Origin of the sequence: Actinomadura oligospora ATCC 43269, from assembly GCF_000518265.1 — a bacterium.
GTDB lineage: Bacteria > Actinomycetota > Actinomycetes > Streptosporangiales > Streptosporangiaceae > Spirillospora > Spirillospora oligospora.
Window position 1 is genome coordinate 16,487 of record NZ_JADG01000024.1, and the last position, 26,212, is coordinate 42,698.

The window sequence follows — 26,212 nt, forward strand, 5'->3', positions numbered from 1 at the left end:
AGCGCCCAACCCGCCTGAGAAACGCAAAAGGTCCCCGTCCGAGAACGGGGACCTGCATGCGCACGCGAGTGCGTTACCAACCGGGCGGGGGCGACGCCGAAGGCGAGCCCCCGCCCGGTTGATCGCGAAGCGATGCCGCACTCGCACGAACTGCCGGGCCGCGTCCGAGCCGCCAGGCGAGGACGCGGAGCCGGGAGTTCAATGAATTCAGTGGCCGTGCCCGTGGCCGTGGCCGTGACCGCCACCGGCGGCGGGCTCCTCGTCCTCGGGCTTCTCGACGACGAGAGCCTCGGTGGTGAGGAGCATGCCGGCGATGGACGCGGCGTTGGTGACGGCGGAGCGGGTGACCTTGACCGGGTCGATGACGCCCTGGGCGACCAGGTCGCCGTAGACGCCGGTCGCGGCGTTGAAGCCGTGGCCCGCGTCGAGCTCCTGGACCTTGGAGACCACGACGTAGCCCTCCTGGCCCGCGTTCTCGGAGATCCAGCGCAGCGGCTCGACGAGCGAGCGGCGCAGCGCCTCGGCGCCGGTGGCCTCGTCGCCGTTGAGGCCGAGGTCCTCGAAGCCCTCCTTGGCGACGTGCACCAGGGCGGAGCCGCCGCCGGACACGATGCCCTCCTCGATGGCCGCGCGGGTCGCCGAGATGGCGTCCTCCAGGCGGTGCTTCTTCTCCTTGAGCTCGACCTCGGTCGCGGCGCCGACGCGCAGGACGCACACGCCGCCGGACAGCTTGGCCAGGCGCTCCTGGAGCTTCTCGCGGTCCCAGTCGGAGTCGGAGTTGTCGATCTCGACCTTGATCTGGTTGACCCGGTCGGAGATCTCCTGGGCGCTGCCCTCGCCGTCCACGATGGTGGTGGAGTCCTTGTCCACCGTGATGCGGCGGGCGCGGCCGAGGTCCTCGACGCCGATGGTGTCGAGCTTGAGGCCGAGCGACTCGGACACGACCTGGCCGCCGGTGAGGACGGCCATGTCGCCGAGCATCGCCTTGCGGCGGTCGCCGAAGCCGGGGGCCTTCACCGCGACGGACAGGAAGGTGCCGCGGATCTTGTTGGCGACCAGCAGCGCCAGGGCCTCGCCCTCGACGTCCTCGGCCACGACCAGCAGCGGCTTCTTGGTCTGCGCGACCTTCTCGGCCAGCGGCAGGAACTCCTGCACGTTGCCGATCTTGCCGTCCACGATGAGCACGTAGGCGTCCTCCAGGACGGCCTCCATGCGCTCGGGGTCGGTGACCATGTGCGGCGACAGGTAGCCCTTGTCGAACTGGAGGCCCTCGGTGAACTCCAGCTCGAGGCCCATGGTGTGGGCCTCCTCGACGGTGATGACGCCGTCCTTGCCGACCTTCTCGAACGCCTCGGCGATCAGCTCGCCGATCTTGGCGTCCTGCGCGGAGATGGTCGCGACGTGCGCGATCTCGCCCTTCTCCTCCACCTCGCGGGCGGTCTTGAGGAGCTTGTCGGACACGTACTGGGCGGCGAGGTCCATGCCGCGCTTCAGCGACAGCGGGGACGCGCCGGCCGCGACGTTGCGCAGGCCCTCGCGGACGAGCGCCTGGGCGAGCACGGTCGCGGTGGTGGTGCCGTCACCGGCGATGTCGTTGGTCTTGGTCGCCACTTCCTTGGCGAGCTGGGCCCCGAGGTTCTCGTACGGGTCCTCGAGCTCCACCTCGCGGGCGATGGTGACGCCGTCGTTGGTGATGGTCGGCGCGCCGAACTTCTTGTCGATGACGACGTTGCGGCCGCGCGGGCCGATCGTCACCTTGACGGCGTCCGCGAGAGCGTTGACGCCGCGCTCAAGAGCCCGGCGAGCGTCCTCGTCGAATTCCAGGATCTTCGCCATGCTGTTGATCTCCTCTATCAAGCGCGCCGCCCCGGCCGCCCGCCAACGGCGGCCGGACGGGGCGGGTGCATCACGTCTCGGTGATTACTTCTCGATGATCGCGAGGACGTCGCGAGCCGAGAGCACGAGGTACTCCTCGTTGTTGTACTTGACCTCGGTGCCGCCGTACTTGCTGTACAGCACGACGTCGCCGACCTTCACGTCGAGCTCGACGCGCTGGCCCTTGTCGTCGACACGGCCCGGTCCCACAGCGAGGACGGTGCCCTCCTGCGGCTTCTCCTTGGCGGTGTCCGGAATGACCAGACCCGACGCGGTGGTGGTCTCGGCCTCAAGCGGCTGGACGACGATGCGGTCCTCAAGCGGCTTGAGAGCAACCTTGGTGGCGGTCGTCACGATCAGACCTCCCCTTCGATTGGTCCTCGGCCGGCCTCACGGGCCGACCAGCACAGATGACAGAGAGGCGACCCTGGACCGGCCTGTCGTCGCGGGTGCCAGACCGACCTTGTCGCTGTTTGGCACTCTCACACTGAGAGTGCCAGTCATGGAGACTATGCCCGACCCGGTAAGCCGTCAACACGAACCGCGCCGAGCCCGTCTCTTCGCCCCGGATGTCCGGTCTTCGGAGCGGACATCCGGACCCCCGGGACGACTCTCCCGCGCGGGTCGGCACCTGGTCAGGCGCGGACACGCCGCACGGGCGCTCCCACGCGGGCGCTACCGTCCAGGCTATGGACACCGAGGCGTTCCGCGACCTGCTGACACCGCTCGGCCGGGACCTGCTCGCCGAGGCGGACGGCGCCGACCTGACCGAGGCGGGGCTGCTCGCGACCGCCACGCGGCTGCGCGGCCGGTTCCCCGCCGAGCTGGTCAACGCCGCGCTGACGCAGCTCCGGCTGCGGGATCGGGCGCGCGCCAAGTTCGGGGACGACGCGTCCCGCATGTTCTTCACTCCGGCCGGGCTGGAGCAGTCAACGCGCGCGGGCGTGGCCTCCCACCGCGCCCGCCGCTTCGCGGATTCGCCGAAGATTCACCGCACGTTGGAAGTCGGCTGCGGGATCGGGGCCGATCTCGTCGCGCGCGCCCTGGCCGGGGTGCCGGGCGACGGCGTCGAACTGGATCCGCTCACGGCCGAGGTCGCGGCGGCCAACCTCGCGACCTTCGGGCTGGACGATCTGGCGTCCGTCCGGGTGGGCGATGGGACGGCGGTCGATCCGTCCGGGTACGGCGCGGTGTTCGCCGATCCGGGGCGTCGGACCGCGCGCGGACGGATCTTCGACCCGCGCGCGTACGAGCCGCCGCTGGACGTCGTCCTGGCACTGGCCCAGAGCGTCCCGGCCGCCTGCGTGAAGGTCGCGCCGGGCATCCCGCACGAGGCCGTCCCGGACGGCGCGGAGGCCGAGTGGATCTCGGTCGGCGGGGACGTGAAGGAGGCCGCCCTCTGGCTCGGCGACCTCGCCGGGACCGTCCGCCGCCGTGCCACCCTCATCCCGTCCGCCCAGGGTTCGACCTACGCGCCCGCGCACGAGCACGCCCCCACGGGCGGCGGCGTGGGCACCCGTAGCCGGACGGAGGTTGTGACCTTGGCGCCGGACGACGGGCTCGGGGACCCGGAGATCCGGGGCTGGGGGCGATATCTGTACGAGCCGGACGGAGCGGTCATCCGGGCGCACCTGGTCGCGGAGGTCGCGGCGATGGTCGGCGGGGGGCTGGTCGACCCGCGTATCGCCTACATCACGTCCGACACCCTGACGGAGACCCCGTTCGGGGCGTCCTACGAGATCGAGGACGTCCTGCCGTTCTCGGTCAAACGGCTCCGGGCCGAGCTGCGGCGGCGCGGCGCCGGGATCCTGACGATCAAGAAGCGCGGCTTCGCCGCGGACGTCGAGCGGCTGCGCCGCGATCTCGGCTTCGGCGGGCGTCGCACGGGCACGGGCGGCGAGATCGTCGTCGTGCTGACCCGCGTGGGGGACGACCCGGTGGCCGTCCTCGCGCGGCCTACGGGCTAATCCAGCCCAATGATCTTCACATCGCTTCCGGCGGCCAAGCCGGACCGCGCGGCGCGCCACGATCACGCAAATAGTGCGCGCATTCCGGCATCGCGTTAGCCAACGATTGCAGCGCGCCCGCCAAGGTCATTTGACGAAATGCCTAATCGGCGCGTCGCGAACACCTTCGAGGCCGCTCCGAAATGACATCCTGGAATGGTCGGCCACGCACGTGACGGTATCTCGCCGGACGGGTGCGCGGCCCGCCGGCCGACCATCCTCACCCCGACCGGGACGAGGGTGTTCGGCGAGATGTGCGGACTTGTTCCGCGCTCCGGCGGGTCCGCGCCCGGCGGCTTGCCCGTCCGTACCGGGGGCGGCGCCGCCACAACCGGCGGAACCTTGACCGAACCGGGGAGAAAACCCCGGCCGGGATGATCGGTGACCTAACTCTCCAGTAGGGCGAGAAAGCCCATTCCACAGAACTCGTAATTTTCCTTGCTAGTGCATATCGCCGCCCCCGGCACGCACTACAGTGAGGCGTTCAGAAATCACTGCCGTTGCGCCAATTCGCCGCGTCGGCACACGAAGGAGCATCGGGTGGAAACGAATCACAACTTCCTGCAGACGGGGGGTCAACCGGTCTCGGACCGGATGCGGGAGTTGCTCGCCCGTGCGGCGCAGGACCATGTCTACGAACAGCGCTCACAGGGGCAGGTCCTGGACGAGATCCGGCAGCGCCTTGAGGGGATGGAGTGGCTGCTCCGCGAGGTGCGCGAGCGTGAGCTCAGCGGCCTCACCGGACAGCTCGACAGCGTCCGCGGGCAGGTGGACGACCTGTCCAGCAAGCCTCCGGAGTGGGCCGAGGGGCTCGCGGAGCACATCGAGGCGGTCGGCGAGCGGGTCAAGCCGGTCGCCGAGCTGCCAGCGCTGTGGGCCGACGTCGGCGTGGTCGCCGAGAACGTCGACGAGGGCCTCACCCGCATGCAGGCCGTGCTCGACAACGCCCAGGGCATCGCCGACGCCACCCGGCAGGCGACCCAGCGCATGGAGGAGATGGCCAAGCGGCTCGACAAGCTGCAAGGGAGCATGGAGGCCGCGTCCGTCCGCTTCAACCGGCTGGACAAGTCCCTGGCGGAGATGGGGCACCGGGCGGAGCGCCTGGAGCACTCCATCAACGGCGTGACCACCCGGGTCGACCAGTCCCTCGGCGAGATGGCCGACCGGGTCGAGCAGGGCCTGGAGGCCGTCAACGGCCGCGTCGAGGGCGTCGGCGGGCGCCTGGACGGCCTGGACGGACGGCTGGGCGGGCTCGACGGCCGGCTCGCCGGGCTGTCGGGCAAGCTGGAGGGCCTGGACGGCCGGTTCGAGGGCGTGGACGACCGGATCGACGGCGTCAACGAGCGGATCGGGCGGCTGCCCGCCACGCTGGAGATCGGCGAGCTGCACCGCAAGATCGCCGAGCTGGTGCAGCGTCCGGTCGTCGACCACAGCGACCGGTTCGACGCGCTGGAGAAGCACCTCGCCGACGCGGTCGACCCGCTGATCGAGGAGCTGCGCGCCCGGCCGGACAGGGACGAGGTCAAGGCGACCATGTCGCAGATCGCCAGGACGGCCTACAGCGACGTCGCCAAGCGGATGGACGAGTTCTCCCGGCGGTTCGAGGACGTGCACGAGGACGTCCGCAACCGGATCGAGGGGATCCACGAGGAGGTCACCCGCAAGGTCGACTCCGCGCTGCTGGAGTTCACCACCCAGGTCGACATCGTGTCCCGCCGGGTCGAGTCGGTGCACACCGATGTCACCAAGCAGGTCGAGTCGGTGCACAACGAGGTGTCACGGCAGGTCAGCGGGGTGCACGACGACGTGTCCAAGCGGATCGACGACATCCACGAGGACGTCACCAAGCAGGTCGACTCGATCCACGAGGACGTGTCCCGCCGGGTCGGCGGCGTCCAGGAGGACTTCTCCCGCCGCGTCGACGGCGTCCAGGAGGAGGTCACGCGCCGCGCCGAGGCCGTGCAGGAGGCGCTGGGCCGCCGGTTCGAGGACGTCCAGGGCGAGGTGGGCCGCAAGGTCGACGACGTGCACGGCGACGTCACCAAGCAGGTGACGGCGGTGCACGAGGACGTGCTCAAGCGGCTGTCCACGCTGGAGGAGACCATGCTCGCCCTGGCCGAGGCGCTGCTGCGCCCGCGCCGCGACGGGGGCAAGGACTGAGCAGCACCGCCGGGGGCGGGGCGTCCCGCACGCGTGGCCGGACGGCCCGCGCGGCGACACCCCGCCCCCGCGACGTGCGCCTGCTCACGTTCCGCTTTCGTCAAATCACCCTCGATACATGCCGGAATCCGTTTTCATGGATCTCGTGACCCGCTCCCCGGCCCTCGCCCCGGCCCTCAGCCCGTACGTCGGCGCACCGCCGAGCCCGGCCACCATCGGCTGGGTCCGCGAGTGCTTCGGCCGGGACGCCGAGATCCGCGCGATCCGTCCGCTGCCGGGCGGCGCCGCGCACGCCAACCACGCGCTGGCCGTGGAGAGCGGCTCGGGCAGCGAGCACCGCCTGGTGCTGCGCCGCTGGCTGCCGCGCGACCCGCTCGCGTCCGGCGTGTCCGGCATGGCGGGCGCGCCGGGAGCGGCGTTCGCCGACGGGGAGTTCTCGCCCGAGCGCGAGATCGCCGCGCTGACCCTGCTCGCCGCCTGCGAGATCCCGACGCCGTCGCTGGTCGCCGCCGACCCGGCGGGCGCGTACTGCGACGCGCCCGCGCTGCTGCTCACCCGGCTGCCCGGGCATCCGCCCCGGCCCGTCCCGGACGACCTGCCCGAGGTCCTGATCCAGCTGGCCGCGGCGCTGCTGCCGGTGCACGCGCTGCGCGGCGCGGCCACGATGCCGCCCTACGTCCTGCGCAACCGGCTCGACCTGCGGCGTCCGCCGAAGCACGCGACGCGTCCGGAGCTGTGGGAGCGGGCGTGCGAGGTCGCGTCCGGGCCGGTGCCGGACGCGCCGTCCCGGTTCGTCCACCGCGACTACCACCCGGACAACACGCTGTGGTCGCGCGGCCGGCTCACCGGCGTCGTGGACTGGTCGGACGCGTCGTCCGGCCCGGTCGGCGTGGACGTCGGGCAGATGCGGCTGCGGCTCGCGCTGCGCTACGGAGTGGCCGTCGCCGACCGCTTCCGGGAGTGCTTCGACCAGGTCGCGGGCGGCCACGACCAGGACCCGTACTGGGACCTGGCCTGCGTCCTGGACCTGCTGCCCGAGGAGCCCGGCCGCGTCCTGTCCGAGCGGGACGCGATCCGGGCCGAGACGTACCTGGAGACCCTGCTCTAGAGGATGCCGGTCAGAGGATGACGGTGTCGATCGGGAGGCTGGAGTCGGCGGGCAGCCCCAGGTCGGACGGCGCGAGACCGTTCGCGACCAGCTCGGAGCCGAGCGCGGCGACCATCGCGCCGTTGTCGGTGCACAGGCTCGGCCGCGGCACCCGCAGCCGGACCCCGGCGCGGTCGCAGCGCTCCTGGGCGAGCGCCCGCAGCCGCGAGTTCGCCGCGACGCCGCCGCCGATGAGCAGGTCCTTGACGCCGTTGTCCTTGCAGACCTTGAGGGCCTTGTGGGTCAGCACGTCCACGACGGCCTCCTGGAAGGACGCGGCGACGTCGGCGACCGGGACCGGCTCCCCGGCCCGCTCCTTCGCCTCGACCCAGCGCGCCACGGCCGTCTTCAGGCCGGAGAACGAGAAGTCGTAGGTGCCGTCGGCGTACTTGCCGCGCGGGAACGCGATGGCCGCCGGGTCGCCCTCGCGGGCCATCCGGTCGATCACCGGGCCGCCGGGGAAGCCGAGGTCCAGCACCCGGGCGACCTTGTCGAACGCCTCGCCCGCCGCGTCGTCCACGGTGGAGCCGAGGGACCGGACGTCGGACGACACGTCCGGGACGAGCAGCAGCGACGAGTGCCCGCCGGACACCAGCATCGCCACGCACGGCTTCGGCAGCGGGCCGTGTTCGAGCTGGTCGACGCAGACGTGCGCGGCGAGGTGGTTCACGCCGTACAGCGGCTTGCCGAGCGACAGCGCGTACGCCTTGGCCGCCGCGACGCCGACCATCAGCGCGCCCGGCAGCCCCGGCCCGGCCGTCACCGCGAACGCGTCGATGTCGTTGAAGGCGACCCCGGCGTCCTGGAGCGCCCGCTCGATGGTCGGGGTCATCGCCTCCAGGTGCGCGCGCGAGGCGACCTCGGGGACGACCCCGCCGAACCGGGCGTGCTGCTCGACGCTGGAGGCGATCGAGTCGGCCAGCAGCGTGTGCCCCCGGACGATCCCGACCCCGGTCTCGTCGCAGGACGTCTCGATCCCGAGCACCAGCGGCTCGGAGTCGCGGATCATGCTTCCTCCCTGGTGAAGCCGACCGGGCCCCTCTTCGGGCGCATCTCGCGGCACATCACGACCGCGTCCACCCCGGACGGCTGGTAGTAGCGCCTGCGCAGCCCCACGCGGACGAACCCGAACCGCTCGTAGAGCCGCCGCGCCGAATCGTTGTCGGCGCGGACCTCCAGGAACACCTGGACGCTGCCGCGCCGGGACGCCTCGTCCAGCAGCTCGGTGAGCAGCGCCGCCCCGACACCGGAACCGCGCCGGTCCTCCTTGACGCCGATGGTCTGGACGTCTGCCTGGTCGGCCGCGGCGGCGAGCCCGGCGTAGCCGATGATCTCCCCGGCCTCCTCGGCGACGACGTAGTGCCGGGTGCGCGGCTGGTCGGCGAGCTCCTCGCGGAGCATCTGCTCGCTCCAGGCGTCCTCGGGGAACAGCGCCTGCTCCAGGGCGTGGACGGCGGTCAGGTCGTCCTCGGTCATCCCGCGCAGCGCGGCGCTCACCGGGTCACCTTCTTGCGGGGACCGGGCTCCTTGGCGTCGGGACGGCGCAGGTAGAGCGGCTCGGGCTGGAGCAGGGCGGGGCCGGGGCGTCCGGACAGGCGCTCGACGGCGAGTTCGGCCAGCGCGACCGCGGACGGCACGAGCGGGCCCGCGGCAGCGCCGAGGACGTCGGGGTAGAGGGCCGCGCCCTCGCCGATGACCGGGAGGTCGGGCGTGTCCGCGCGGACCTCGGCGGCGGGGCCGACGGCGGGGTCGGTCACACGGCGTCCGTAGGAGTCGTAGTGCGCCCAGTACACCTCGCGGCGGCGGGCGTCGGTGGCGACGGCGAACGGCTCCTCGCGGCGGGACTCCCAGGCGAGCGCGTCCAGCGTGCAGACGCCGTGGACGGGCACGCCGAGCGCCTTCCCCATCGCGTTCGCCGTGGCCAGGCCGACGCGCAGGCCCGTGTAGGGGCCCGGGCCGACGCCCACGACGATCGCGGACAGGTCGGCGGGCGTCGCGCCCGCCTCGCCGAGGACCCGCGCGATCTCGGGCGTCAGCACCTCGGTGTGCTTGCGCGCGTGGACGGCCTCGACGGCCGCGCGGGGACGTGCGACGCCCCCCGGCGTCCACTCGGTCAGCGCGACGGTGACGGCGGCGGTTGCGGTGTCGAAAGCCAGGACCAGCACGGACTGTAAGCGTAGTCGAGTGCGACCTGTGGTCAGGTTGATTCCCCGGGCCGCGCGGTCGGGTGGGTCAGCTCTGGTTGAGGGCTTCGACGACGCTGCGGGCGGCATCCTGCGTGCCGGTGAGGGCGGCGCCGGTGGGGATCGGGTCGCTGCCGTCCGAGCCCGAGTAGTGGACGGTGACCAGCACGTTCGCGAGCCGGACGTTGGCGACGGCGGCGCCGGAGCCCTGGTCCTTGTCCACGCTGTAGACGACGTACGCCTCGTCGCCGAGGCCGTTCACCCGGGCCTTGTCGGTGATCTCCTGGCCGCCGATCAGCGCCTTGCCGGACTCGTCGGCGGTCCGCTCGGACACGAAGGCGGCGCGGGCCGCGTCGGTCGGGCTCTGCGCCTGCGTCCCGGCGATCGCGCGCATCTCGACGCTGAGCTGCCGCTGGTCCTCGCCGCTGTAGACGCCCCAGACGCACTGGTTCTGGCGGTCGTTGGAGGCGTAGTTGTCGGCGGGGCCGCGCTCGGCGTGCGGCGCGAGCCTGTCGGCGATCTTGGAGTCGAGGAGGGTGCAGGCGTCCGGCACGGCGGTCTTCTCCGCCTTGGCCGCCGGGGTCTGCGCCGTGCTGCCGACGACCTGCCCGGACGTTCCCCTGTCGTGGCCGCCGAGACCGCTGATGACCACGAACGCGGCGAGCGCGCAGGCCCCGGCCCCGGCCGCCACCCCGAGCAGCACGGCCACGAGCCGCCTGCCACGCCTGCGCTCCCGGACGACCCGATGCGTGCCACTCCGCGTCCGGTACTCGCCACTACGCGGCCTGTACTCCCCCGACCGCCCAACCTGCTCACCGGACCGCCCGGCCTGCTCACCCGACCGCCCGGCATACCCGCCCGAACCACCGGCGTACTCACCAGAACGTCCGCGGTACTCGCCGGAACGACCGGCGTAGTCGCCCGAGCGTCCGCCGTATTCGCCCGAACGACTGGCGTAGTTGCCCGAACGATCGGCGGATTCACCAGAACGACCGGCGTAGTCGCCCGAGCGCCCGGCGTAGTCGCCTGAACGGCTCGCGTACGGGCCTGGGCCTCCAGCCTGTTCGCCTGAGTGTCCTGCGTACTCGCCGGGGCGTCCGGCCGCCTCGCTTGGGCGACCGGTGTAGTCGCCGGAACGTCCGCCTGGCTCGCCTGCGCGACCGGCGTAGTTGCCTGGGCGGGCGGCGGTGTCACCTGGGCGGGCTGGGGAGTCGCCCGTGCGGGGGGCGTGGTCGGCGGGGCCGGGGCCGCCGGGCAGGTCGTCGAGGGGACGGTTCGCGCCCGCGCGGGGCTGACCGCTGAACGAGCGGTACTCCCCGCTGCGCGAGCCGCGGTCACCACCGCCGCGATGGTTGCCACTCACCGGATCCACTCCCGATCAGTAATCCAAAATGTCGGGTTTCGTCCGGCAAAGAGTACGACATGGATCGGGGCGATGGTCGCGTTCCACTTACCTGGATTCGCGCAGGTCCGATCAGGCAAGATCACGGAGAGCGGCGGTCCAGCGGTCACCCACTCCGATGATCTTTACTGCGCGCTGTTCGGACGCTCCGGCGGGTCCGCGCGAAATGGTGATCTCCAAACGATCGTCGGCGAGACCCTCGGCTAGGCCCTCGCCCCATTCCACGATCGTCACCGCCTCGTCGAGCGACGCGTCGAGGTCGAGATCGTCCAGCTCGGCGAAACCGCCCAGGCGGTAGGCGTCCACGTGCACCAGGGACGGACCGCCGGCGAGCGACGGGTGGACGCGCGCGATCACGAACGTCGGCGAGGTCACCGGCCCGCGGATCTTCAGGCCCTCGCCGATGCCCTGGGTCAGCGTCGTCTTCCCCGCGCCGAGGTCGCCGGTCAGCACCAGCAGGTCGCCGGCGCGCAGCAGCCCGGCCAGCCGGACGCCCAGCGCCCGCATGTCCTCGGATGTCGGCACCTCGATCACGATCGACTCCCCTTCGTTCGTCATGCGCCGCGTCCCTCGTCCGCGCGCCGTGTCCCTCGTGCGTGCGCCCCGTCCGCGCGTCGCACTCCTCGTGCGTGCGCCGCGTTCGGGCGCCATGTCCATCGTGCGGGTGCCGCGTTCGCGAGCCGGGTCCCTCCTGCGTGCGCCTGGTTCACGCGGTGCGTTCCTCCAGGCCCGGCGGGATGCGGTCGACCAGGCGGCGCAGCGAGCCGGTCACCACGCCCGGGTACTCCAGCGGCAGCACGTGGCCCGCCTCGTCCACCTCGACGAGCTCGGCGTCCGGCAGGGCCTCGACGATGCGGCGGCCGTGCGCGGCGGGGGTCAGCCGGTCCCGGCCGCCCGCGAGGACCAGCACCGGGACGTGCCCGACCGTCGCCAGGGCCGCCGCCTTGTCGTGCGCCATCAGCGCCGGGTAGTACTCGGCGATCACGTCGATCGGGGTGGCCCGGATCATCTGCTCCAGGAAGTCGACCACGGTCGGGCTGACCCGCTTGTCGGCGAACGCCATGTGGCGGGTGACGACGAACGCCAGGTCGGCGCCCAGGCCGCGGGCCCGGTCCACCATCTTCGCCTGGCGGCCGAGGCCGCGCAGGGCGGTCGGCGCGATCGGCCGGACGATCTTGACCAGCGCCTGCGGCAGCCCGAGCGTGATCTCCTCGGCCAGGTCGCCGCCGGAGGTGTTGACCAGCATGATCCCGCGGACCCGGCACAGCGCGTCCGGGCCGTCCTCGAACAGCTCGGGGTGCAGTTCGGCCAGCGCCATGATCGACATGCCGCCCATGGAGTGCCCTGCCAGCACGACCGGCGCGCCCGGACGGACCGTCGCGCGCAGCACCTCGTACAGGTCGGAGCCGGTCTGCTCGATCGTCGCGGTGCCGGGCCCGCCGCGGCCGGACCGGCCGTGGCTGCGCTGGTCCCAGAAGACCATGCGCAGGCGCCGCCCGCCCGCCGTCCGGGCGGCCAGGTCGCGCCGCTGGTAGTGCCAGACGTCCTGGTTGAGCGAGTAGCCGTGGCAGAACACGACGGTCAGGGGCGCGGCGTCCGGGCCGTCGACCTCCACGTGCAGCGGCACGCCGTCGTCCGCGGTCACCGTCAGCGCCCGGCCGCGCAGCGCGCCGAACGGCTCGGCCGCGTCCGGGTCGGGACGCAGCCTGACCCGTCCGACCGCCAGGTGCCGGAGGCCGACCGCCGCGCCGACCCCGGCCGCCCCAAGGCCCGCCACGGCCCCGGCCACGCCCATCCTGCGCTTGTGCTTCGCGTCCATTCCCCGTCGCCTCTACCCCGTGCCCTAGCCGAGCGCCGGGCCGCCCTCGTACACGCGCGGCACCCGGACGCCGATACGTGTGACGATCTCATAGGAGATGGTGTCCAGGGCGTCCGCCCAGTCCTGCGCGGTCGGCTCGCCGCGGTCGCCGGGGCCGAACAGGACGACCTCGTCGCCCGCCGCGAGCACGTCGTCGCCGAGGTCGATCACGAACTGGTCCATGCAGACGCGTCCGGCGATCGTGCGGCGCCTGCCGCCCGCCAGGACGTCGATCAGGTTCGAGCCGTTCCGCGGGATGCCGTCGCCGTACCCGGCCGGGACGACCGCGAGGTTCGTCTCGCGGTCGGTCGTGTAGGTGTGCCCGTAGGACACGCCGCTGCCCGCCGGAACCCGCTTGACCAGGGCCGTCGAGGCGGTCAGCGTCATCGCCGGGCGCAGCCCGAACGAGCCGAGCGACGGCACCGGGCTCAGCCCGTACGTCGCGATCCCGGGCCGGATGAGGTCGAACCGGGAGTCCGGCAGGGTGAGCGCCGCGGCCGAGTTGGCCAGGTGCCGGACCTCGGGCCGCGCCCCGGCCTTCTCCGCGGCCTCGACCATGTCGGTGAACGTGGCGATCTGCCGGGGCACCGACGGGTGGTCGAGCTCGTCCGAGCAGGCGAAGTGCGACATCAGCCCGACCACGCTGACCAGGCCGGACGCCTCGGCGGCGAGCGCCGCGTCGACCAGGGACGGCCAGTCCTCGTGGGTGGCCCCGCCGCGCGACATGCCGGTGTCGGCCTTCAGGTGGACGCGGACGGCCCGTCCGGCGCGCTCGGCGGCGGCGGCCAGCTCGTCCAGCAGCCAGCGCGCGCCGACCGCGAAGTCGAGCCGCTCGGCCACGCCGCGCGCGTAATCCTCGCCCGGCACGCCCAGGCAGACCAGCACCGGGACGCCCAGCACCCCGGCCTCGCGGAGCCGCAGGCCCTCGTCGAGCTTGGCCACGCCCAGCCACGTCGCGCCGCCGGCCAGCGCCGCACGCGCCGCCGGGACGAGCCCGTGGCCGTACGCCTCGGCCTTGACCATCGCCATAACCTCGGCCCCACCGGCCTGCTCGCGCATCAGGGTCACGTTGCCGCTGATCGCGTCCAGGTCGATGCGTGCCTGCGCAGGATTACTCATAGTCACCCCAGTGTGCCCGCCCCCGGCCGATGCCTCGGCCGGGGGCCCGTCTCCCTTGGATGACGGAGTGATTCGTGTGGTTCGCACCACTACGGGAGGGTCCGGAACGCGGCGGGCAGCGCGGTGATCACGTCGAACGCGCCGATCGGGGCCTCCCCCTCGTCCGCGGAGGGGCCTCCCGCGGCCAGGCGCGCGGCCAGGCCGTGCAGGTAGGCGCCCGCGGTGGCGGCGTCCAGGGCGGACATCCCGCCCGCCAGCAGCGCGCCGGTCAGCCCGGACAGGACGTCCCCGGTGCCCGCCGTGGCCAGCCAGGACGTCCCGGTCGGGTTCACCCGGACCGGACGGTCCAGCTCCGCGATCACCGTCGTCGAGCCCTTGAGCAGCACCGTCGCGTCCAGCTCGGCCGCGGCCCGCCGGACGTACTCCAGCCGCCGGGCCTCGATGTCCGCGCGATCGGCGTCCAGCAGCCGGGCCAGCTCCCCGGCGTGCGGCGTCAGCAGGGTCGGCGCGTCCCGGGTCAGCAGATCACGCCGCCGCGCGAGGACGGTCAGCCCGTCGGCGTCCACGAGGACGGGCAGCTCGGTCGACAGGACGGCCCGCAGCAGCCCCTCGGCGTCCTCACCGGTGCCGAGCCCCGGCCCGACCACCCACGCCTGCACCCGGCCGATCCCGTCCAGGGCCTTCTCGCCGGGTTCGATCACCGTGGTCACCGCCTCCGGCCAGCGCTGCCGCACGAGCTCGACGGGATGCCGGACCGACGCGAACCGGACCATCCCGGCTCCCCCGCGCACCGCTCCGCCCACCGCCAGCACGGCCGCCCCGGTGAACTCCTCCCCACCTGCGAGGATGCCGACCACGCCGCGCCGGTACTTGTCCGACTCGGGGCCGGGGACCGGCGGCCTGACGTCCTCGGCGGCCGAGGAGACGACGTCCGGATCGTCCAGGTACGGCCCGAGACCGATGTCGACCAGCTCGACGACCCCGCAGTGCGCCGCGCCGGGATCGATCAGCAGGCCCGGCTTGAGCGTCCCGAAGGTGACGGTCACGTCCGCGCGGACGGCGGCGCCCTCGACCCGCCCGGACGACGCGTCCACGCCGCTGGGCACGTCACAGGCCACCACGATCCCACCCGAACCGGACGCCGCCCGCGCCAGCGACGCGTGCGGCTCCCGAAGCGCCCCGGACCCGCCGATCCCGGTCAGGCCGTCGATCACCAGATCGGCCGCGCCGACCGCCGAATCCGCGTCCTCGAGCTCGATCAGCCGTCCGCCCGCGGCCCGCAGATCGGCGAGTCCTCCCTGGTGGAGCCGGGACCCGACGGCCACCGCCCGCACCCGGGCTCCGCGCCGGGCCAGCCGCGCGCCCGCGTACAGCGCGTCCCCGCCGTTGTCACCGGACCCGACGAGCACCACGACGTCCGCGCCGTACACCCGGCCCAGCAGCCCGGCGCAGACCCGCGCCAGCCCCGCCGCCGCGCGCTGCATCAGCGCCCCCTCGGGCAGCCGCGCCATCAGCGCGCTCTCGGCGGCCCGCACCCTGGCGACCTCGTGCGCGTATCTCACCCCGGCCCCTTTCCACGATCATTTCCTCCAGGGTGCCATGCGACCTCCGCCTTGACGGGCGCGCCCTGACGAGTCAATGGTGTAGCAACGCACGTTTCGGTGAAAGTTTCACCACTTTGACGACCAGGAAGATCCACCTGAGGGCAAAGCCAGTAAGAGGCCTCACGCGTTGACGTGTCCACGCCCAGGAGCGCACATTGCATAGGGCACACTTCGCTGGGTAACTCGCGCTGGTCGGGAGGCGACCGGAGACATGACGACGTCTCGCGGTTCAGCGGGTGCCATGAGCCCCTTCCGAGGACCGACCGTCCGGCAGCGCCGACTGGCGGCCGAACTCCGCCGGCTGCGCGAACAGAGCGGCTTCACCGGCGACGACGTCGCCGCCCGGCTGAACTGGTCCACCGCCAAGGTCAGCCGGATCGAGAACGCGCGGAGCAGCACCAAGATCCGCGACGTCGAGCTGCTCACCCGGCTGTACCAGATCGACCCCGTCCACCGGGCCGAGCTCATCACGCTGGCACACGATGCCGCGGCGCGCGGCTGGTGGGAGGAGTACCGGGAACTGCCCGGCGGATACACGCAGTTCATCGCGATGGAGGACGAGGCGAGCCGGATCGTCCAGTGGGAGACCTACCTGGTCCCCGGCCTGCTGCAGACCGAGGAGTACGCGCAGCGGGTGATGTCCGGAACCCGCCTGTACGACACCGTCCCACCGCGCGAGCTCGAACGGCGGATCGAGGTCCGCCTGCTCCGCCAGCGGATCCTGCACCACCTGAGCAAGCCCGTCGAATACACGCTGCTATTGGACGAGTCCGTGCTCCACCGGCTCGTCGGCGACCCGGCGGTGATGCGCGCCCAGCTGCGCCACCTGCTCGCCGTCGGCGACCTGCCGCACGTCGCCCTGCGCGTCATCGAACTGGCCGTTCCCCATCCGATCATGGAGGGGTCCTTCCAGCTCATGGAGTACGACCCGGTCGGGGACATCGTCTTCCCCGACGTGGTCTACACCGAGGCCCTCACCGACAACCAGATCACCGACGAGAAGGTCGCCTTCATGTACCGGCTCGCGTTCGAGGGCATGTCGGAGGTCGCGCTGGGCGCCGCGGAGACGCGGGACCTGGTCTCCGCGCTCGCGGACCGCTGGTAGCCCTTCCGCGCACGGCGCGGTCATAGAGGAGGCATCACGTGAACCCGTTGGAGTCGAGCACGCCCGGAGACCTCTCCTGGCGGATCGAGAAGATCGTCTGGCGGAAGGGCTCCCGCTGCGGAGCCAACGGAGGCTGCGTCGAGATCGGCGCCCTGCCCGCCGGCCTCGTCGGGGCCCGGGACTCCCATATCGGCGACGCCGGTCCCGTCCTGCGCCTTTCGTCCGCCGAGTGGCGATCCGTCCTGGCCGACATCCGCCGAGGCGCTTTGGACATGCCGTCCTAGCGGGCGGCGGGTCCTGAACCCGGCGGAAAAGGCTCCGCCCGCCGGTCCGGTGGGGCGGCGGGCGGGGTGTCGGGGTGGTTATTCGACGGTGACGGACTTGGCGAGGTTGCGGGGCTGGTCCACGTCGTGGCCCTTGGCGGTGGCGAGCTCGCAGGCGAAGACCTGGAGGGGGACGGTCGTGACCAGGGGCTGGAAGAGGGTGGGGACGGCCGGGACGCCGATCAGCGTGTCGGCGTAGGGGGCGACGGAGGTGTCGCCCTCCTCGGCGATGACGATGGTGCGGGCGCCGCGGGCGCGGATCTCCTGGATGTTGGAGACGATCTTGTCGTGCAGGACGTCGCGGGAGCGCGGCGGGACGACCACGATGACCGGAAGGCCCGGCTCGATCAGGGCGATCGGGCCGTGCTTGAGCTCGCCGGCGGCGAAGCCCTCGGCGTGCATGTAGGCCAGCTCCTTGAGCTTCAGGGCGCCCTCGAGGGCGACCGGGAAGCCGACGTGGCGGCCGAGGAACAGGACGGACTTCTCACCGGCCAGGGAGCGGGCCAGCTCCCGGACGGGCTCCATCGTGCCGAGGACCTCGTCCACCTTCTCCGGCATCTTGGCCAGGAGCTGGATCATCGCGAAGACCTCGTCGCCGAACTTGGTGCCGCGCACCTGGGCGATGTAGAGGGCGATGAGGTAGACGGCGACGAGCTGGGTGAGGAACGCCTTGGTCGAGGCGACCGCGATCTCCGGGCCCGCGTGCGTGTAGAGGACGCCGTCGCACTCGCGGGGCAGGGTCGAGCCGTTCACGTTGCAGATGCCGAGGAGCTTGGCGTGCTGCTCGCGGGCGTGCCGGACGGCCATCAGCGCGTCCATCGTCTCGCCCGACTGGGAGATCGCGATCACCAGCGTGGAGCGGGACAGGATCGGGTCGCGGTAGCGGAACTCGCTGGCCAGCTCCACCTCGCAGGGCAGCCCGGCCCAGTGCTCGATGGCGTACTTGGCGATCAGGCCCGCGTGGTAGGACGTGCCGCAGGCCACGATGATGATCTTGTCGACCTCGCGGAGCTCCTGGTCGGAGATGCGCATCTCGTCCAGGGTGAGGCGGCCGTCGGCGCCGATCCGGCCGAGGAGGGTGTCGGCGACCGCGCGCGGCTGCTCGGCGATCTCCTTCAGCATGAAGTAGTCGTAGCCGCCCTTCTCGGCCGCCGAGACGTCCCAGTCCACGTGGTAGGCCTTGGTCTCGGCCGGACGGCCCTGGAAGTCGGTGACCGTCACACCGGACTTGCGCAGCTCGACGACCTGGTCCTGGCCGAGCTCGATGGCGTCCCGGGTGTGCGCGATGAACGCGGCGACGTCGCTGGCGAGGAAGTTCTCCCCGTCGCCGACGCCGACGACCAGCGGCGAGTTGCGGCGCGCGCCGACCACCAGGTCCTCGTCGCCCGCGTGCACCGCGACCAGCGTGAACGCGCCCTCCAGGCGGCCGCACACGCGGCGCATGGCCTCGGCGAGGTCGCCGGTGGACTTCAGCTCGTCCTCCAGCAGGTGCGCGACGGCCTCGGTGTCGGTGTCGGAGCGCAGCTTGTGGCCCGCCTCCTCCAGCTCGGACCGCAGCGCCGCGAAGTTCTCGATGATCCCGTTGTGGATGACCGCGACGTCGCCCGCGCAGTCGGTGTGCGGGTGCGCGTTGCGGTCGTTCGGCGCCCCGTGCGTGGCCCACCGGGTGTGCCCGATGCCGAGCGTCCCCGCGGGGAGCGGCTCCTCGGCCAGCGCCTCGCGGAGGTTGACCAGCTTGCCCGCCCGCTTGGCGGTGGCGAGGCCCCCGTCCGCGAGCACGGCCACCCCGGCCGAGTCGTAGCCGCGGTACTCGAGCCTCGCCAGGCCCTCGACCACGACGTCCAGTGCCGGCCTGTCGCCGACGTAACCCACGATTCCGCACATGGCGGCCAGCCTATTCGGTCCTGTCCGGGAACCCGCCGCCCGGACTAGACCAGCCCTGGTGGACCGGCGCACCGCCCGGACCAGTACCGTTGGCGCTTGTGCCCAGCCCTTACGTCGAACTGAACCGCGCGCAGTGGCGGGCGCTGCGGGCCTCCACCCCGCTCAACCTCACCCTGGACGAGCTGGACGAGCTGCGCGGTGTCCGGGACCCCATCGACATCACCGAGGTCGAGGAGGTCTACCTGCCGCTGTCCCGCCTGCTCAACCTGTTCTTCGTGGGCCGCGGCGGGACCCGGGACACCGTCAGCGGGTTCCTCGGCGAGACCGTCCAGCCGACCCCGTTCGTGATCGGCGTGGCGGGCTCGGTCGCGGTCGGCAAGTCCACCACGTCCCGGCTGCTGCGGACGCTGCTGGCGCGCTGGCCCGAGCACCCCCGTGTGGAACTCGTCACCACCGACAGCTTCCTGTACCCGAACGCCGTCCTGGCCGACCGCGGCCTGATGGAGCGCAAGGGCTTTCCGGAGTCCTACGACCGGCGGGCGCTGGTGCGATTCGTCCAGTCGGTGAAGTCGGGCGAGTCGCGGGTGGGCATTCCGATCTACTCCCACCTCGAGTACGACATCGTCCCGAAGGCCCGGCAGACGGTGGAACGTCCGGACATCCTGATCGTCGAGGGCCTGAACGTCCTCCAGGCCCCGCCGCCGGGCGGCCTCGGCGTCTCGGACTACTTCGACTTCTCGATCTACGTGGACGCCAAGGTCGAGGACATACGGCGCTGGTACATCGACCGCCTCCTCGCCCTGCGCCGGACGGCCTTCACCGACCCGCGCTCCTACTTCCGCGAGTACGCCAAGCTCAGCGAGCAGCAGGCCGAGGACTTCGCGGTCGGCGTCTGGGGATCGATCAACGAGCCCAACCTCGTCGAGAACATCCTGCCAACGCGGGGCCGCGCGACCCTCGTCCTCCACAAGGACCGCGACCACTCGATCAACCGCGTCCGCCTCCGCCGGATCTGACGGGCCACGCCCGACCCGGCGGAGTACAGCGGATCCGGCGGGTCACTCGGCGCTGGCGACCGTCAGCGAGCGCAGCCGGACGGACGCCAGGACCGTGGCGGCGAGGCTGACGACCACCAGCAGGATGAGCGCGGTCGGCAGCGAGACGGCGGCCTTGACCGTGGACGCCTCGGTCAGCGAGTCGGTGACCGACAGCGCCCACTGCAGGATGGACGCCTTCTTCGCGCCGGGCGCGAAGTTGCCGAAGAGGCTCTCCCAGACCAGCGCGTACAGCAGGCCGATCGTCACGGCGTTGCGGCTCATGACGCCGAGGGCCACGAAGACCGAGGCGTAGGCCACCCCGCCGACCAGGACCCCGACGGTGAACGCCGGGGTGAGGCCCGCCGGAGCCCCGAGGATCAGCCCGGCCAGCAGCGTCGGGACGGCCGCGAACAGCGTGACCAGGACGATCGCCACCATCAGCTTCGTCAGGATGACGACCTGGCGCGGGATCGGCTTGGTCAGGATGTACATGATCTGGCCGTCGTCGATCTCCGGGCCGATCACGCCGGTGCCCGCGATCAGCGCCAGCAGCGGCAGCACCGCGCCGAGCGCGAACCTCTGCAGGACGGTCGTGTCGACGTCCAGGTCGCTGGTGTTGGTCAGCCTGAGGATCAGCGCCAGGAGCAGCAGCACGCCCGGCAGCACGAACAGCAGCAGCGCCCGCCGCCGGCCGAGCATCGACCGGAACGTGATCATCGCGATCGTGGAGTTCATCGGGCCACCAGGTAGGAGAAGACGGATTCCAGGGACTCGTCGGCCGGGACGACCTCCCAGAGCCGGACGCCCGCGTCCCTGGCGAGCCGGGGCAGCAGCCAGGTGAACCGCCCGAAGTCGGACGCCTCGACCGACAGGCCGTCCGGCGTCAGCTCGACGCCGCGGGCCGAGCCGTCGGCGATGATCGCGGCGGCGAGCGCGCGGTCGTCGCCGGAGCGGACCCGGAACCGGTGCGGACGGTCGGTCATCAGCCGCCGGATCTCGCGGAAGTCGCCGGACGCGGCGTGCCGGCCCGCGATGATCACCTCGATGTGCCCGGCGAGCCGCTCGACCTCCTCCAGGATGTGCGAGGAGAAAAGGATCGTCCGGCCCTCGGCGGCCATCCGGCGGATCAGGTCCATCAGGTGCAGGCGCTGGCGCGGGTCCATGCCGTTGAACGGCTCGTCCAGCAGCAGCACGGGCGGGTCGTGGACCAGCGCGGACGCCATCTTGATCCGCTGCTTCATGCCCTTGGAGTAGGTGCCGATCGTCCGGTCGGCGGCCTGGTCCATCTCGACCTGGGCGATCGCCCGCTCGGCCGCCCTGCCCGGCTCGGCCAGCTTGTGCAGCTTCGCCATCGCGAGGATGAACTGCTTGCCGGTCAGGAAGTCGTAGGCGCTCTCGCGTTCCGGCACCAGCCCGAGCTTGGGGTAGATGCCCGGGTTCTGCCAGATCGGCTCGTCGTCCAGGGTCACCGAGCCGGACGACGGCGACAGGAACCCGCCCATCATGTGGATCAGCGTGGACTTGCCCGCGCCGTTCGGCCCGAGCAGCCCGGTCACGCCGGGGCCGATGGTCATCGTCACGCCGTTGACGGCCACCACGTTGCCGTACCAGCGGGACACGTCCCGCAGCCTGATCTCGGTCACGACAGGCCCGCCTTCCGGAACCGCGCGTACAGGACGGTGACCGCGCCGAGCACGATCGCGGCGCACACCGCCAGGGCGGCGACCCCGCCGCCGACGCCGGGCGGGGCGGCGACGGCCGACAGCTTCCCGCCGAGCAGCCGGTACGCCACGGCGTCCACCAGGCTGTACGGGGTGAACAGGCCGAGCCAGCCGGACAGCGTCCAGTGCCCGGTGTTCTGGGTGATCCCCTGCACGATCGACACGAGCACCCCGGAGACCAGCAGCACGGCGATCACGGCCGCGACGCCGAACCCGCGGCGCGGCGTGAACGCGGCGACGACCAGCCCGATCGCGCCGAGGACGAGCGACAGCAGCAGGCACGCGGCGAGCCCGCCGAGGTAGTGCAGCAGCTGCTCGCCCGAATCCGGCACCTGGGTGACCAGGCCGCCGACGTACAGCACGGTGATCGGGATCGCGGTGAGCGCGAACAGCGCGGTCGTGAACGCCGCGAGCTTGGCGAGGACGAGGTCCAGGTGCACGACCGGCCGCGAGAAGTACAGCGGAACGGAGTGGAACCGGATCTCCCGGGACGCCAGCACCGGCGCCTGCGTCGCCACGAAGATCGAGATGATCAGCTGGAGCATGAACTGGTAGCGCGTGTACGGGAACAGCGCCTCGGGCCGCTTGGCGATCGCGACGACCGCGATGTCGCCGACGGCGGGCAGCAGCATGATCCCCGCGAGGATGAACGGCATGACCTTGGCGCGCGCCGGACGTCCGAGGCCGTAGGCGGCGCGCAGGTTGTGCACGAACATCGACCGCGTCACGTAGGCGCGGCCGAGCCGCTTGCCCTCGTAGTGCCGGTAGCCGATGTCGTGGATGGTGCTGACGTTCACCGGGCGCCTCCCCTCAGCTCCTCGGCGGACGTTTCGAGCCTGCTCTGCGCTCCCGGCGTCCCCGGCGCTCCAGGCGGGCCGGGCACGTTCTGCGGGGCGACCGAGAAGATCTCCTCGATGTGGTGGCGGCGCTGCTCCATCCGGACGAGCCGCAGCTCCAGCTCGGCCGCGCCGTCCCGGACGAGGTCGTAGACGGTCTCGTCACCGATGTCGATCACCAGCAGGCGGCCCTCGGGACGGACGGCGACGCCGCGCTCGTGCAGCCATCGCCCGAGATCGTCGCGGCCCTCGTCCACCTCCACCACCAGGACGCCGCTGGCCTCGGTGTAGGCCTCCACGGCCTGCGACCGCAGCAGCTTGCCGCCGTCGATCACGATGACGTGGTCGCAGATCCGCTCCAGCTCGCCGAGCAGGTGCGAGGTGACCAGGACGCTGATGCCGAACTCGGTCCCGATCCGGCGGATCAGGCCGAGCATCTCGTCGCGCCCGGCCGGGTCGAGACCGTTGGTCGGCTCGTCCAGGAACACCAGGCGCGGGTCGTGCACCAGCGCCTGGGCCAGCTTGACGCGCTGCCGCATGCCCGTCGAGTAGCCGCCGATCGGCCGGTAGCGCTCCTCGTACAGCCCGACGTGCCGCAGCGTGTCGGCGGCGCGCTCGCGGGCGGCCGAGGGCGGCAGCCCGCACATCCGGGCCATGTGGACGACGAACTCGGTGGCCGACACGTCCGGCGGGAGGCACTCGTACTCGGGCATGAACCCGACGAGGCGGCGGATCTGGTCGCCCTGACGGGCGATGTCCAGCCCGAGCACCTCCGCGCCGCCCGCGGACGGCGGCAGCAGGCCCAGCAGGATCTTGATGAGGGTCGACTTCCCGGCCCCGTTGGCGCCCACGAGTCCGACCACGCCCGGCGGCGCCGCGAGCGTCAGGTCGTCGAGCGCGGTCACCCTCGGAAACCTCATCGAGAGGCCCCGGGTCGCGATGATCGGCGGCATACCCAGAACTTAGCGGCATTCCGTGTGTTCGTCGTCACCCCTGGGGAGTAGGCCGTTCGGTCGATCAGCCCGTCCGGTGTACGACCCGGGACCACACCAGCCGCTGCACCAGCAGTGTGAGGACGCCCGCGATCAGCATCCCGGCGAGGTTGACCGCGAGCTGCAGGACCGACCCGCCGATCTGGCTGCCGTGCCGCAGCGCGAGCGCGACCGCGAGGTTCCCCGCCGCCGGGACGGTCGTGACCGAGATGAACACCCCGACCAGCGCCGACGACTTGCCCGCCGTCATGGACAGCACCCCGGCCACGCCCGCGAGGAGCGCGACGATGAACGACCAGCGGTCCGGGCTGTAGATGAACGCCGTGGCCGGACGGGAGGACGGCAGCTCGCTGATGTCGATCACGCCGATCCACCGGCTGACCAGCGCGCACACGTACGTGATCGCGATCGCGACGGCGAACCCGACGGTCAGCGTCCAGGCGGCCCCGCGGACCCGCCGCCAGTTCCGGGTGATCAGGCCGTAGCAGATCGCGGCCACCGAGGAGAACTCCGGGCCGAGCACCATCGCACCGACGACCAGGATCGCCGAGTCGGTGATCGCGGCGATCCCGGCGAGCTGCGTGGCGAGCGCAAGGAAGGTCACGTACGCCCAGGTCAGCTGGGCTCCCTCGGCGGTCTGCCGGTCCAGTTCCTCCCAGACGACCGCGTCGTCGGACGCACCGGGCGCGCGCCGCTCCGCCTCGTCGGCGACCTCCGACAGCGACAGGTCGATCTTCTCGACGGCGATCGAGCCGTCCCGGGCCACGCCGAGCTCCCGCAGCGCGTCCAGGACCTCGTTGGCGGCCTCCCGGGCCACGTCGGCCGTGACGAGGTCGCCTTCCGGACTGCGCGCGGCGCCCGGCAGCACCACGACGTTCGTGACGCCGACGTGCGCGGCCAGCGCCGAGCACACGGCGTCCGTGCGGTCGGCCGGGACGATCGATCTCAGGTGCAGCACACGTCACATCGTGCCGTACCCCGCCGAACGCCCGAACGGCACCCGGACGGTCAGTCCTCGGTGATCTCCAGGCGGCCGACCTTCAGGTGGGCGATCTCGACGACACCGGCCTTGAGATGGCCGATGACGGCACGCTTGATCACGAGGCGGCCGATGGCGAGGGCCCCGATGGCCAGGGCCCCGACGGCGGCCGATCCGAGGGCCAGGGAGCCCAGGCCGGTCGCCGCCCGGAGCGTCGCGCCGGTCGCCGACGCGCCGGTCACCTCGGCCCCGACGGCGCGAGCGCCGATCCCTCGCTCGGTGCGCACGCGAGGACGCTCGTCCCGCTGCTCGTCTTCCTGCTGCTCGCCGGGCTCGTTCTCGTCAGGCTGGGTCATGGGGCCAGCCTAGGCGAGGCCCGCGCGAACCCCCACGCGGGCCTGCGCCCCCGATCCAGACGCGCCAAGAACGCCCCCGAGCGACCACCCAGGCACCCGGCTGAGCGCCCGAACAGCCGCCCAGACACCCGCTTGAGCACCCCGAACAGCCGCCCAGACACCCGGCTGAACGCCCCGAACGGCCGCCCAGGCGCCCGGTTGGGCGCCTCGAACGGCCGCCTCGGAAACCTGGCGCTAGCCGAGGGCGCTGCGGACGACCTCGGCGAGGCGTTCGGCGACGCCGCGGGCCTGGTCCTCGGACGCGGCCTCGACCATGACGCGGACCATGGGCTCGGTGCCGCTCGGCCGGATCAGGACCCGTCCGGACGCGCCGAGCTCGGTCTCCATCTCGGTGATCGCGGCGGACAGCTCGGGCGACGACCCCGCGCGCGCCTTGTCCACGTCGCGGACGTTGATCAGCACCTGCGGCAGCCGGGTCATGACCTTGGCCAGTTCGTCCAGCGGACGGCCGAGCCGGGCCATCGCGGCGAGCAGGTGCAGGCCGGTCAGCACGCCGTCGCCGGTGGTCGCGTGGTCCAGCATGATCACGTGGCCGGACTGCTCGCCGCCGAAGTTGAACCCGCTCTCCTTCATCGCCTCCAGGACGTAGCGGTCGCCGACGGCGGTCTCCACGACCGTCAGGCCCGCCTCGCGCATGGCCAGCTTGAAGCCCAGGTTGGACATCACGGTCGCGACGACGGTGTCGTCGGCGAGCCGCCCGGCCTCGCGGAGGTCCAGCGCCAGGATCGCCATGATCTGGTCGCCGTCCACCTCCTCGCCGGTGGCGGTGACGGCCAGGCAGCGGTCGGCGTCGCCGTCGTTGGCGATGCCCGCGTCCGCGCCGTGCTCGCGGACGGCCGCCTTCAGCGCGTCCAGGTGGGTGGAGCCGACCCCGGCGTTGATGTTCAGGCCGTCCGGGGCGGCGCCGATGGTGATCACCTCGGCCCCGGCGCGGCGCAGCGCCTCGGGGGCCACGTCGCAGGACGCGCCGTGCGCGCAGTCCACCACGACCTTCAGGCCGTCCAGCGACACCGGCAGCGTGCTCAGCAGGTGCGCGACGTACTGCTCGACCGCGCCGTGCGCCTCGCGGACGCGCCCGACGCCCGCGCCGGTCGGCGGCTCCCAGGCCTGGCCGAGGGTCGCCTCGATCCGGTCCTCGATGTCGTCGGCCAGCTTGAAGCCGCTGCGGTCGAAGAACTTGATCCCGTTGTCCGGCGCCGGGTTGTGCGAGGCCGACAGCATCACGCCGAGGTCGGCGTCCAGCGCGTGGGTGAGGTGCGCGACGGCAGGGGTCGGCAGAACGCCGAGCCGTAGAACGTCCACTCCCGCACTGGCGAGGCCCGCGACGACGGCGGCCTCCAGGAACTCGCCCGAGGCACGCGGATCACGGCCCACCACCGCGACCGGACGGTGCCCGGCGAACGCCCCGGCCTCGCCGAGCACCCTCGCCGCGGCGACCGAGAGCTCCATGGCGAGCGGCGCGGTGAGGTCGCGGTTGGCGAGCCCGCGCACCCCGTCGGTTCCGAACAGACGACCCACGATCAACTCCTAGCTCGACCGGACGCGGAACCCCCGAACCCCGCGCG

24 protein-coding genes are annotated in these 26,212 nt (G+C 72.4%); 6 read left to right on the top strand and 18 right to left on the bottom strand.

What is annotated here, in order from left to right; all coding sequences use genetic code 11:
- Window positions 1-207: 207 nt before the first annotated feature.
- Both groL and groES read right to left on the bottom strand, forming a co-directional pair.
- Entirely contained in the window at window positions 208-1,836 is a 1,629-nt protein-coding gene (gene groL / locus P696_RS0130290; protein ID WP_026415273.1) for a chaperonin GroEL, read from the bottom strand.
- A gap of 84 nt (window positions 1,837-1,920) precedes the next feature.
- Complete coding sequence (groES, locus tag P696_RS0130295) at window positions 1,921-2,229, bottom strand: co-chaperone GroES (RefSeq protein ID WP_034487853.1); 309 nt, start codon at window positions 2,227-2,229, stop codon at window positions 1,921-1,923.
- Window positions 2,230-2,564: 335 nt separating this feature from the next.
- Here groES and P696_RS0130300 point away from each other — a divergent pair, with 335 nt between their 5' ends.
- The 3 genes from P696_RS0130300 to P696_RS49120 all read left to right on the top strand — a co-directional run bounded on the left by P696_RS0130300 (window position 2,565) and on the right by P696_RS49120 (window position 7,149).
- Window positions 2,565-3,842 carry a class I SAM-dependent methyltransferase gene (locus tag P696_RS0130300; protein WP_026415275.1) on the top strand — a complete coding sequence of 426 codons (1,278 nt, stop codon included), beginning with the start codon at window positions 2,565-2,567 and terminating at the stop codon, window positions 3,840-3,842.
- A gap of 579 nt (window positions 3,843-4,421) precedes the next feature.
- Window positions 4,422-6,041, top strand: a complete 1,620-nt coding sequence (locus P696_RS0130305) for an apolipoprotein A1/A4/E domain-containing protein (protein ID WP_026415276.1) — start codon at window positions 4,422-4,424, stop codon at window positions 6,039-6,041.
- A gap of 118 nt (window positions 6,042-6,159) precedes the next feature.
- Window positions 6,160-7,149 (top strand): phosphotransferase family protein, encoded by a 990-nt coding sequence (locus tag P696_RS49120; RefSeq protein WP_245627877.1) that lies wholly within the window; start codon window positions 6,160-6,162, stop codon window positions 7,147-7,149.
- Window positions 7,150-7,159: 10 nt separating this feature from the next.
- Here P696_RS49120 and tsaD read toward each other — a convergent pair whose 3' ends face one another.
- From tsaD to P696_RS0130350, 8 genes are all read right to left on the bottom strand, one after another.
- The gene (tsaD, locus tag P696_RS0130315) at window positions 7,160-8,197 is read right to left on the bottom strand and encodes a tRNA (adenosine(37)-N6)-threonylcarbamoyltransferase complex transferase subunit TsaD (RefSeq protein ID WP_026415277.1); all 1,038 of its coding nucleotides are present in this window, start codon (window positions 8,195-8,197) and stop codon (window positions 7,160-7,162) included.
- Window positions 8,194-8,664 carry a ribosomal protein S18-alanine N-acetyltransferase gene (gene rimI / locus P696_RS0130320; protein ID WP_051468379.1) on the bottom strand — a complete coding sequence of 157 codons (471 nt, stop codon included), beginning with the start codon at window positions 8,662-8,664 and terminating at the stop codon, window positions 8,194-8,196. Before rimI ends, tsaD begins: the two co-directional genes overlap by 4 nt.
- Before the next feature lie 17 nt (window positions 8,665-8,681).
- A complete protein-coding gene (gene tsaB / locus P696_RS0130325) occupies window positions 8,682-9,353 on the bottom strand; it encodes a tRNA (adenosine(37)-N6)-threonylcarbamoyltransferase complex dimerization subunit type 1 TsaB (protein WP_026415279.1) in 672 nt (223 codons plus the stop codon).
- 67 nt (window positions 9,354-9,420) lie between these two features.
- Window positions 9,421-10,734 carry a hypothetical protein gene (locus P696_RS56345; protein ID WP_157430004.1) on the bottom strand — a complete coding sequence of 438 codons (1,314 nt, stop codon included), beginning with the start codon at window positions 10,732-10,734 and terminating at the stop codon, window positions 9,421-9,423.
- A gap of 111 nt (window positions 10,735-10,845) precedes the next feature.
- Window positions 10,846-11,331, bottom strand: coding sequence for a tRNA (adenosine(37)-N6)-threonylcarbamoyltransferase complex ATPase subunit type 1 TsaE (tsaE, locus tag P696_RS0130335; RefSeq protein ID WP_026415281.1), 486 nt, complete (start codon window positions 11,329-11,331; stop codon window positions 10,846-10,848).
- A gap of 148 nt (window positions 11,332-11,479) precedes the next feature.
- Window positions 11,480-12,592, bottom strand: a complete 1,113-nt coding sequence (locus P696_RS0130340) for an alpha/beta fold hydrolase (protein ID WP_026415282.1) — start codon at window positions 12,590-12,592, stop codon at window positions 11,480-11,482.
- Window positions 12,593-12,616: 24 nt separating this feature from the next.
- On the bottom strand, window positions 12,617-13,750 hold the full coding sequence (alr, locus tag P696_RS0130345) for an alanine racemase (RefSeq protein WP_026415283.1): 1,134 nt from the start codon (window positions 13,748-13,750) through the stop codon (window positions 12,617-12,619).
- Between the two features lie 89 nt (window positions 13,751-13,839).
- Window positions 13,840-15,312 carry a bifunctional ADP-dependent NAD(P)H-hydrate dehydratase/NAD(P)H-hydrate epimerase gene (locus tag P696_RS0130350; RefSeq protein WP_026415284.1) on the bottom strand — a complete coding sequence of 491 codons (1,473 nt, stop codon included), beginning with the start codon at window positions 15,310-15,312 and terminating at the stop codon, window positions 13,840-13,842.
- 283 nt (window positions 15,313-15,595) lie between these two features.
- Between P696_RS0130350 and P696_RS0130355 the strand changes: the two genes are divergently transcribed.
- Window positions 15,596-16,459, top strand: a complete 864-nt coding sequence (locus tag P696_RS0130355; protein ID WP_026415285.1) for a helix-turn-helix domain-containing protein — start codon at window positions 15,596-15,598, stop codon at window positions 16,457-16,459.
- A gap of 38 nt (window positions 16,460-16,497) precedes the next feature.
- A complete protein-coding gene (locus tag P696_RS0130360) occupies window positions 16,498-16,743 on the top strand; it encodes a DUF397 domain-containing protein (protein ID WP_051468375.1) in 246 nt (81 codons plus the stop codon).
- Between the two features lie 78 nt (window positions 16,744-16,821).
- Here P696_RS0130360 and glmS read toward each other — a convergent pair whose 3' ends face one another.
- The gene (glmS, locus tag P696_RS0130365) at window positions 16,822-18,666 is read right to left on the bottom strand and encodes a glutamine--fructose-6-phosphate transaminase (isomerizing) (RefSeq protein WP_026415287.1); all 1,845 of its coding nucleotides are present in this window, start codon (window positions 18,664-18,666) and stop codon (window positions 16,822-16,824) included.
- A gap of 98 nt (window positions 18,667-18,764) precedes the next feature.
- Between glmS and coaA the strand changes: the two genes are divergently transcribed.
- A complete protein-coding gene (gene coaA / locus P696_RS0130370; protein WP_026415288.1) occupies window positions 18,765-19,682 on the top strand; it encodes a type I pantothenate kinase in 918 nt (305 codons plus the stop codon).
- Between the two features lie 42 nt (window positions 19,683-19,724).
- Here coaA and P696_RS0130375 read toward each other — a convergent pair whose 3' ends face one another.
- From P696_RS0130375 to glmM, 7 genes are all read right to left on the bottom strand, one after another.
- Window positions 19,725-20,438, bottom strand: a complete 714-nt coding sequence (locus P696_RS0130375; protein ID WP_026415289.1) for an ABC transporter permease — start codon at window positions 20,436-20,438, stop codon at window positions 19,725-19,727.
- Window positions 20,435-21,346 carry an ABC transporter ATP-binding protein gene (locus tag P696_RS0130380; RefSeq protein WP_026415290.1) on the bottom strand — a complete coding sequence of 304 codons (912 nt, stop codon included), beginning with the start codon at window positions 21,344-21,346 and terminating at the stop codon, window positions 20,435-20,437. The genes P696_RS0130375 and P696_RS0130380 overlap by 4 nt, the downstream gene beginning before the upstream one ends.
- Complete coding sequence (locus tag P696_RS0130385; RefSeq protein WP_026415291.1) at window positions 21,343-22,221, bottom strand: ABC transporter permease; 879 nt, start codon at window positions 22,219-22,221, stop codon at window positions 21,343-21,345. The genes P696_RS0130380 and P696_RS0130385 overlap by 4 nt, the downstream gene beginning before the upstream one ends.
- Entirely contained in the window at window positions 22,218-23,213 is a 996-nt protein-coding gene (locus P696_RS49125) for an ABC transporter ATP-binding protein (RefSeq protein ID WP_064744159.1), read from the bottom strand. Before P696_RS49125 ends, P696_RS0130385 begins: the two co-directional genes overlap by 4 nt.
- 64 nt (window positions 23,214-23,277) lie before the next feature.
- The gene (locus P696_RS0130395) at window positions 23,278-24,210 is read right to left on the bottom strand and encodes a DUF389 domain-containing protein (protein WP_026415292.1); all 933 of its coding nucleotides are present in this window, start codon (window positions 24,208-24,210) and stop codon (window positions 23,278-23,280) included.
- Between the two features lie 50 nt (window positions 24,211-24,260).
- On the bottom strand, window positions 24,261-24,587 hold the full coding sequence (locus P696_RS49130; protein WP_026415293.1) for a hypothetical protein: 327 nt from the start codon (window positions 24,585-24,587) through the stop codon (window positions 24,261-24,263).
- Between the two features lie 234 nt (window positions 24,588-24,821).
- Window positions 24,822-26,165: a phosphoglucosamine mutase gene (gene glmM, locus P696_RS0130405; RefSeq protein WP_026415294.1), complete on the bottom strand. Its 1,344-nt coding sequence runs from the start codon at window positions 26,163-26,165 to the stop codon at window positions 24,822-24,824.
- Window positions 26,166-26,212 lie beyond the last annotated feature (47 nt).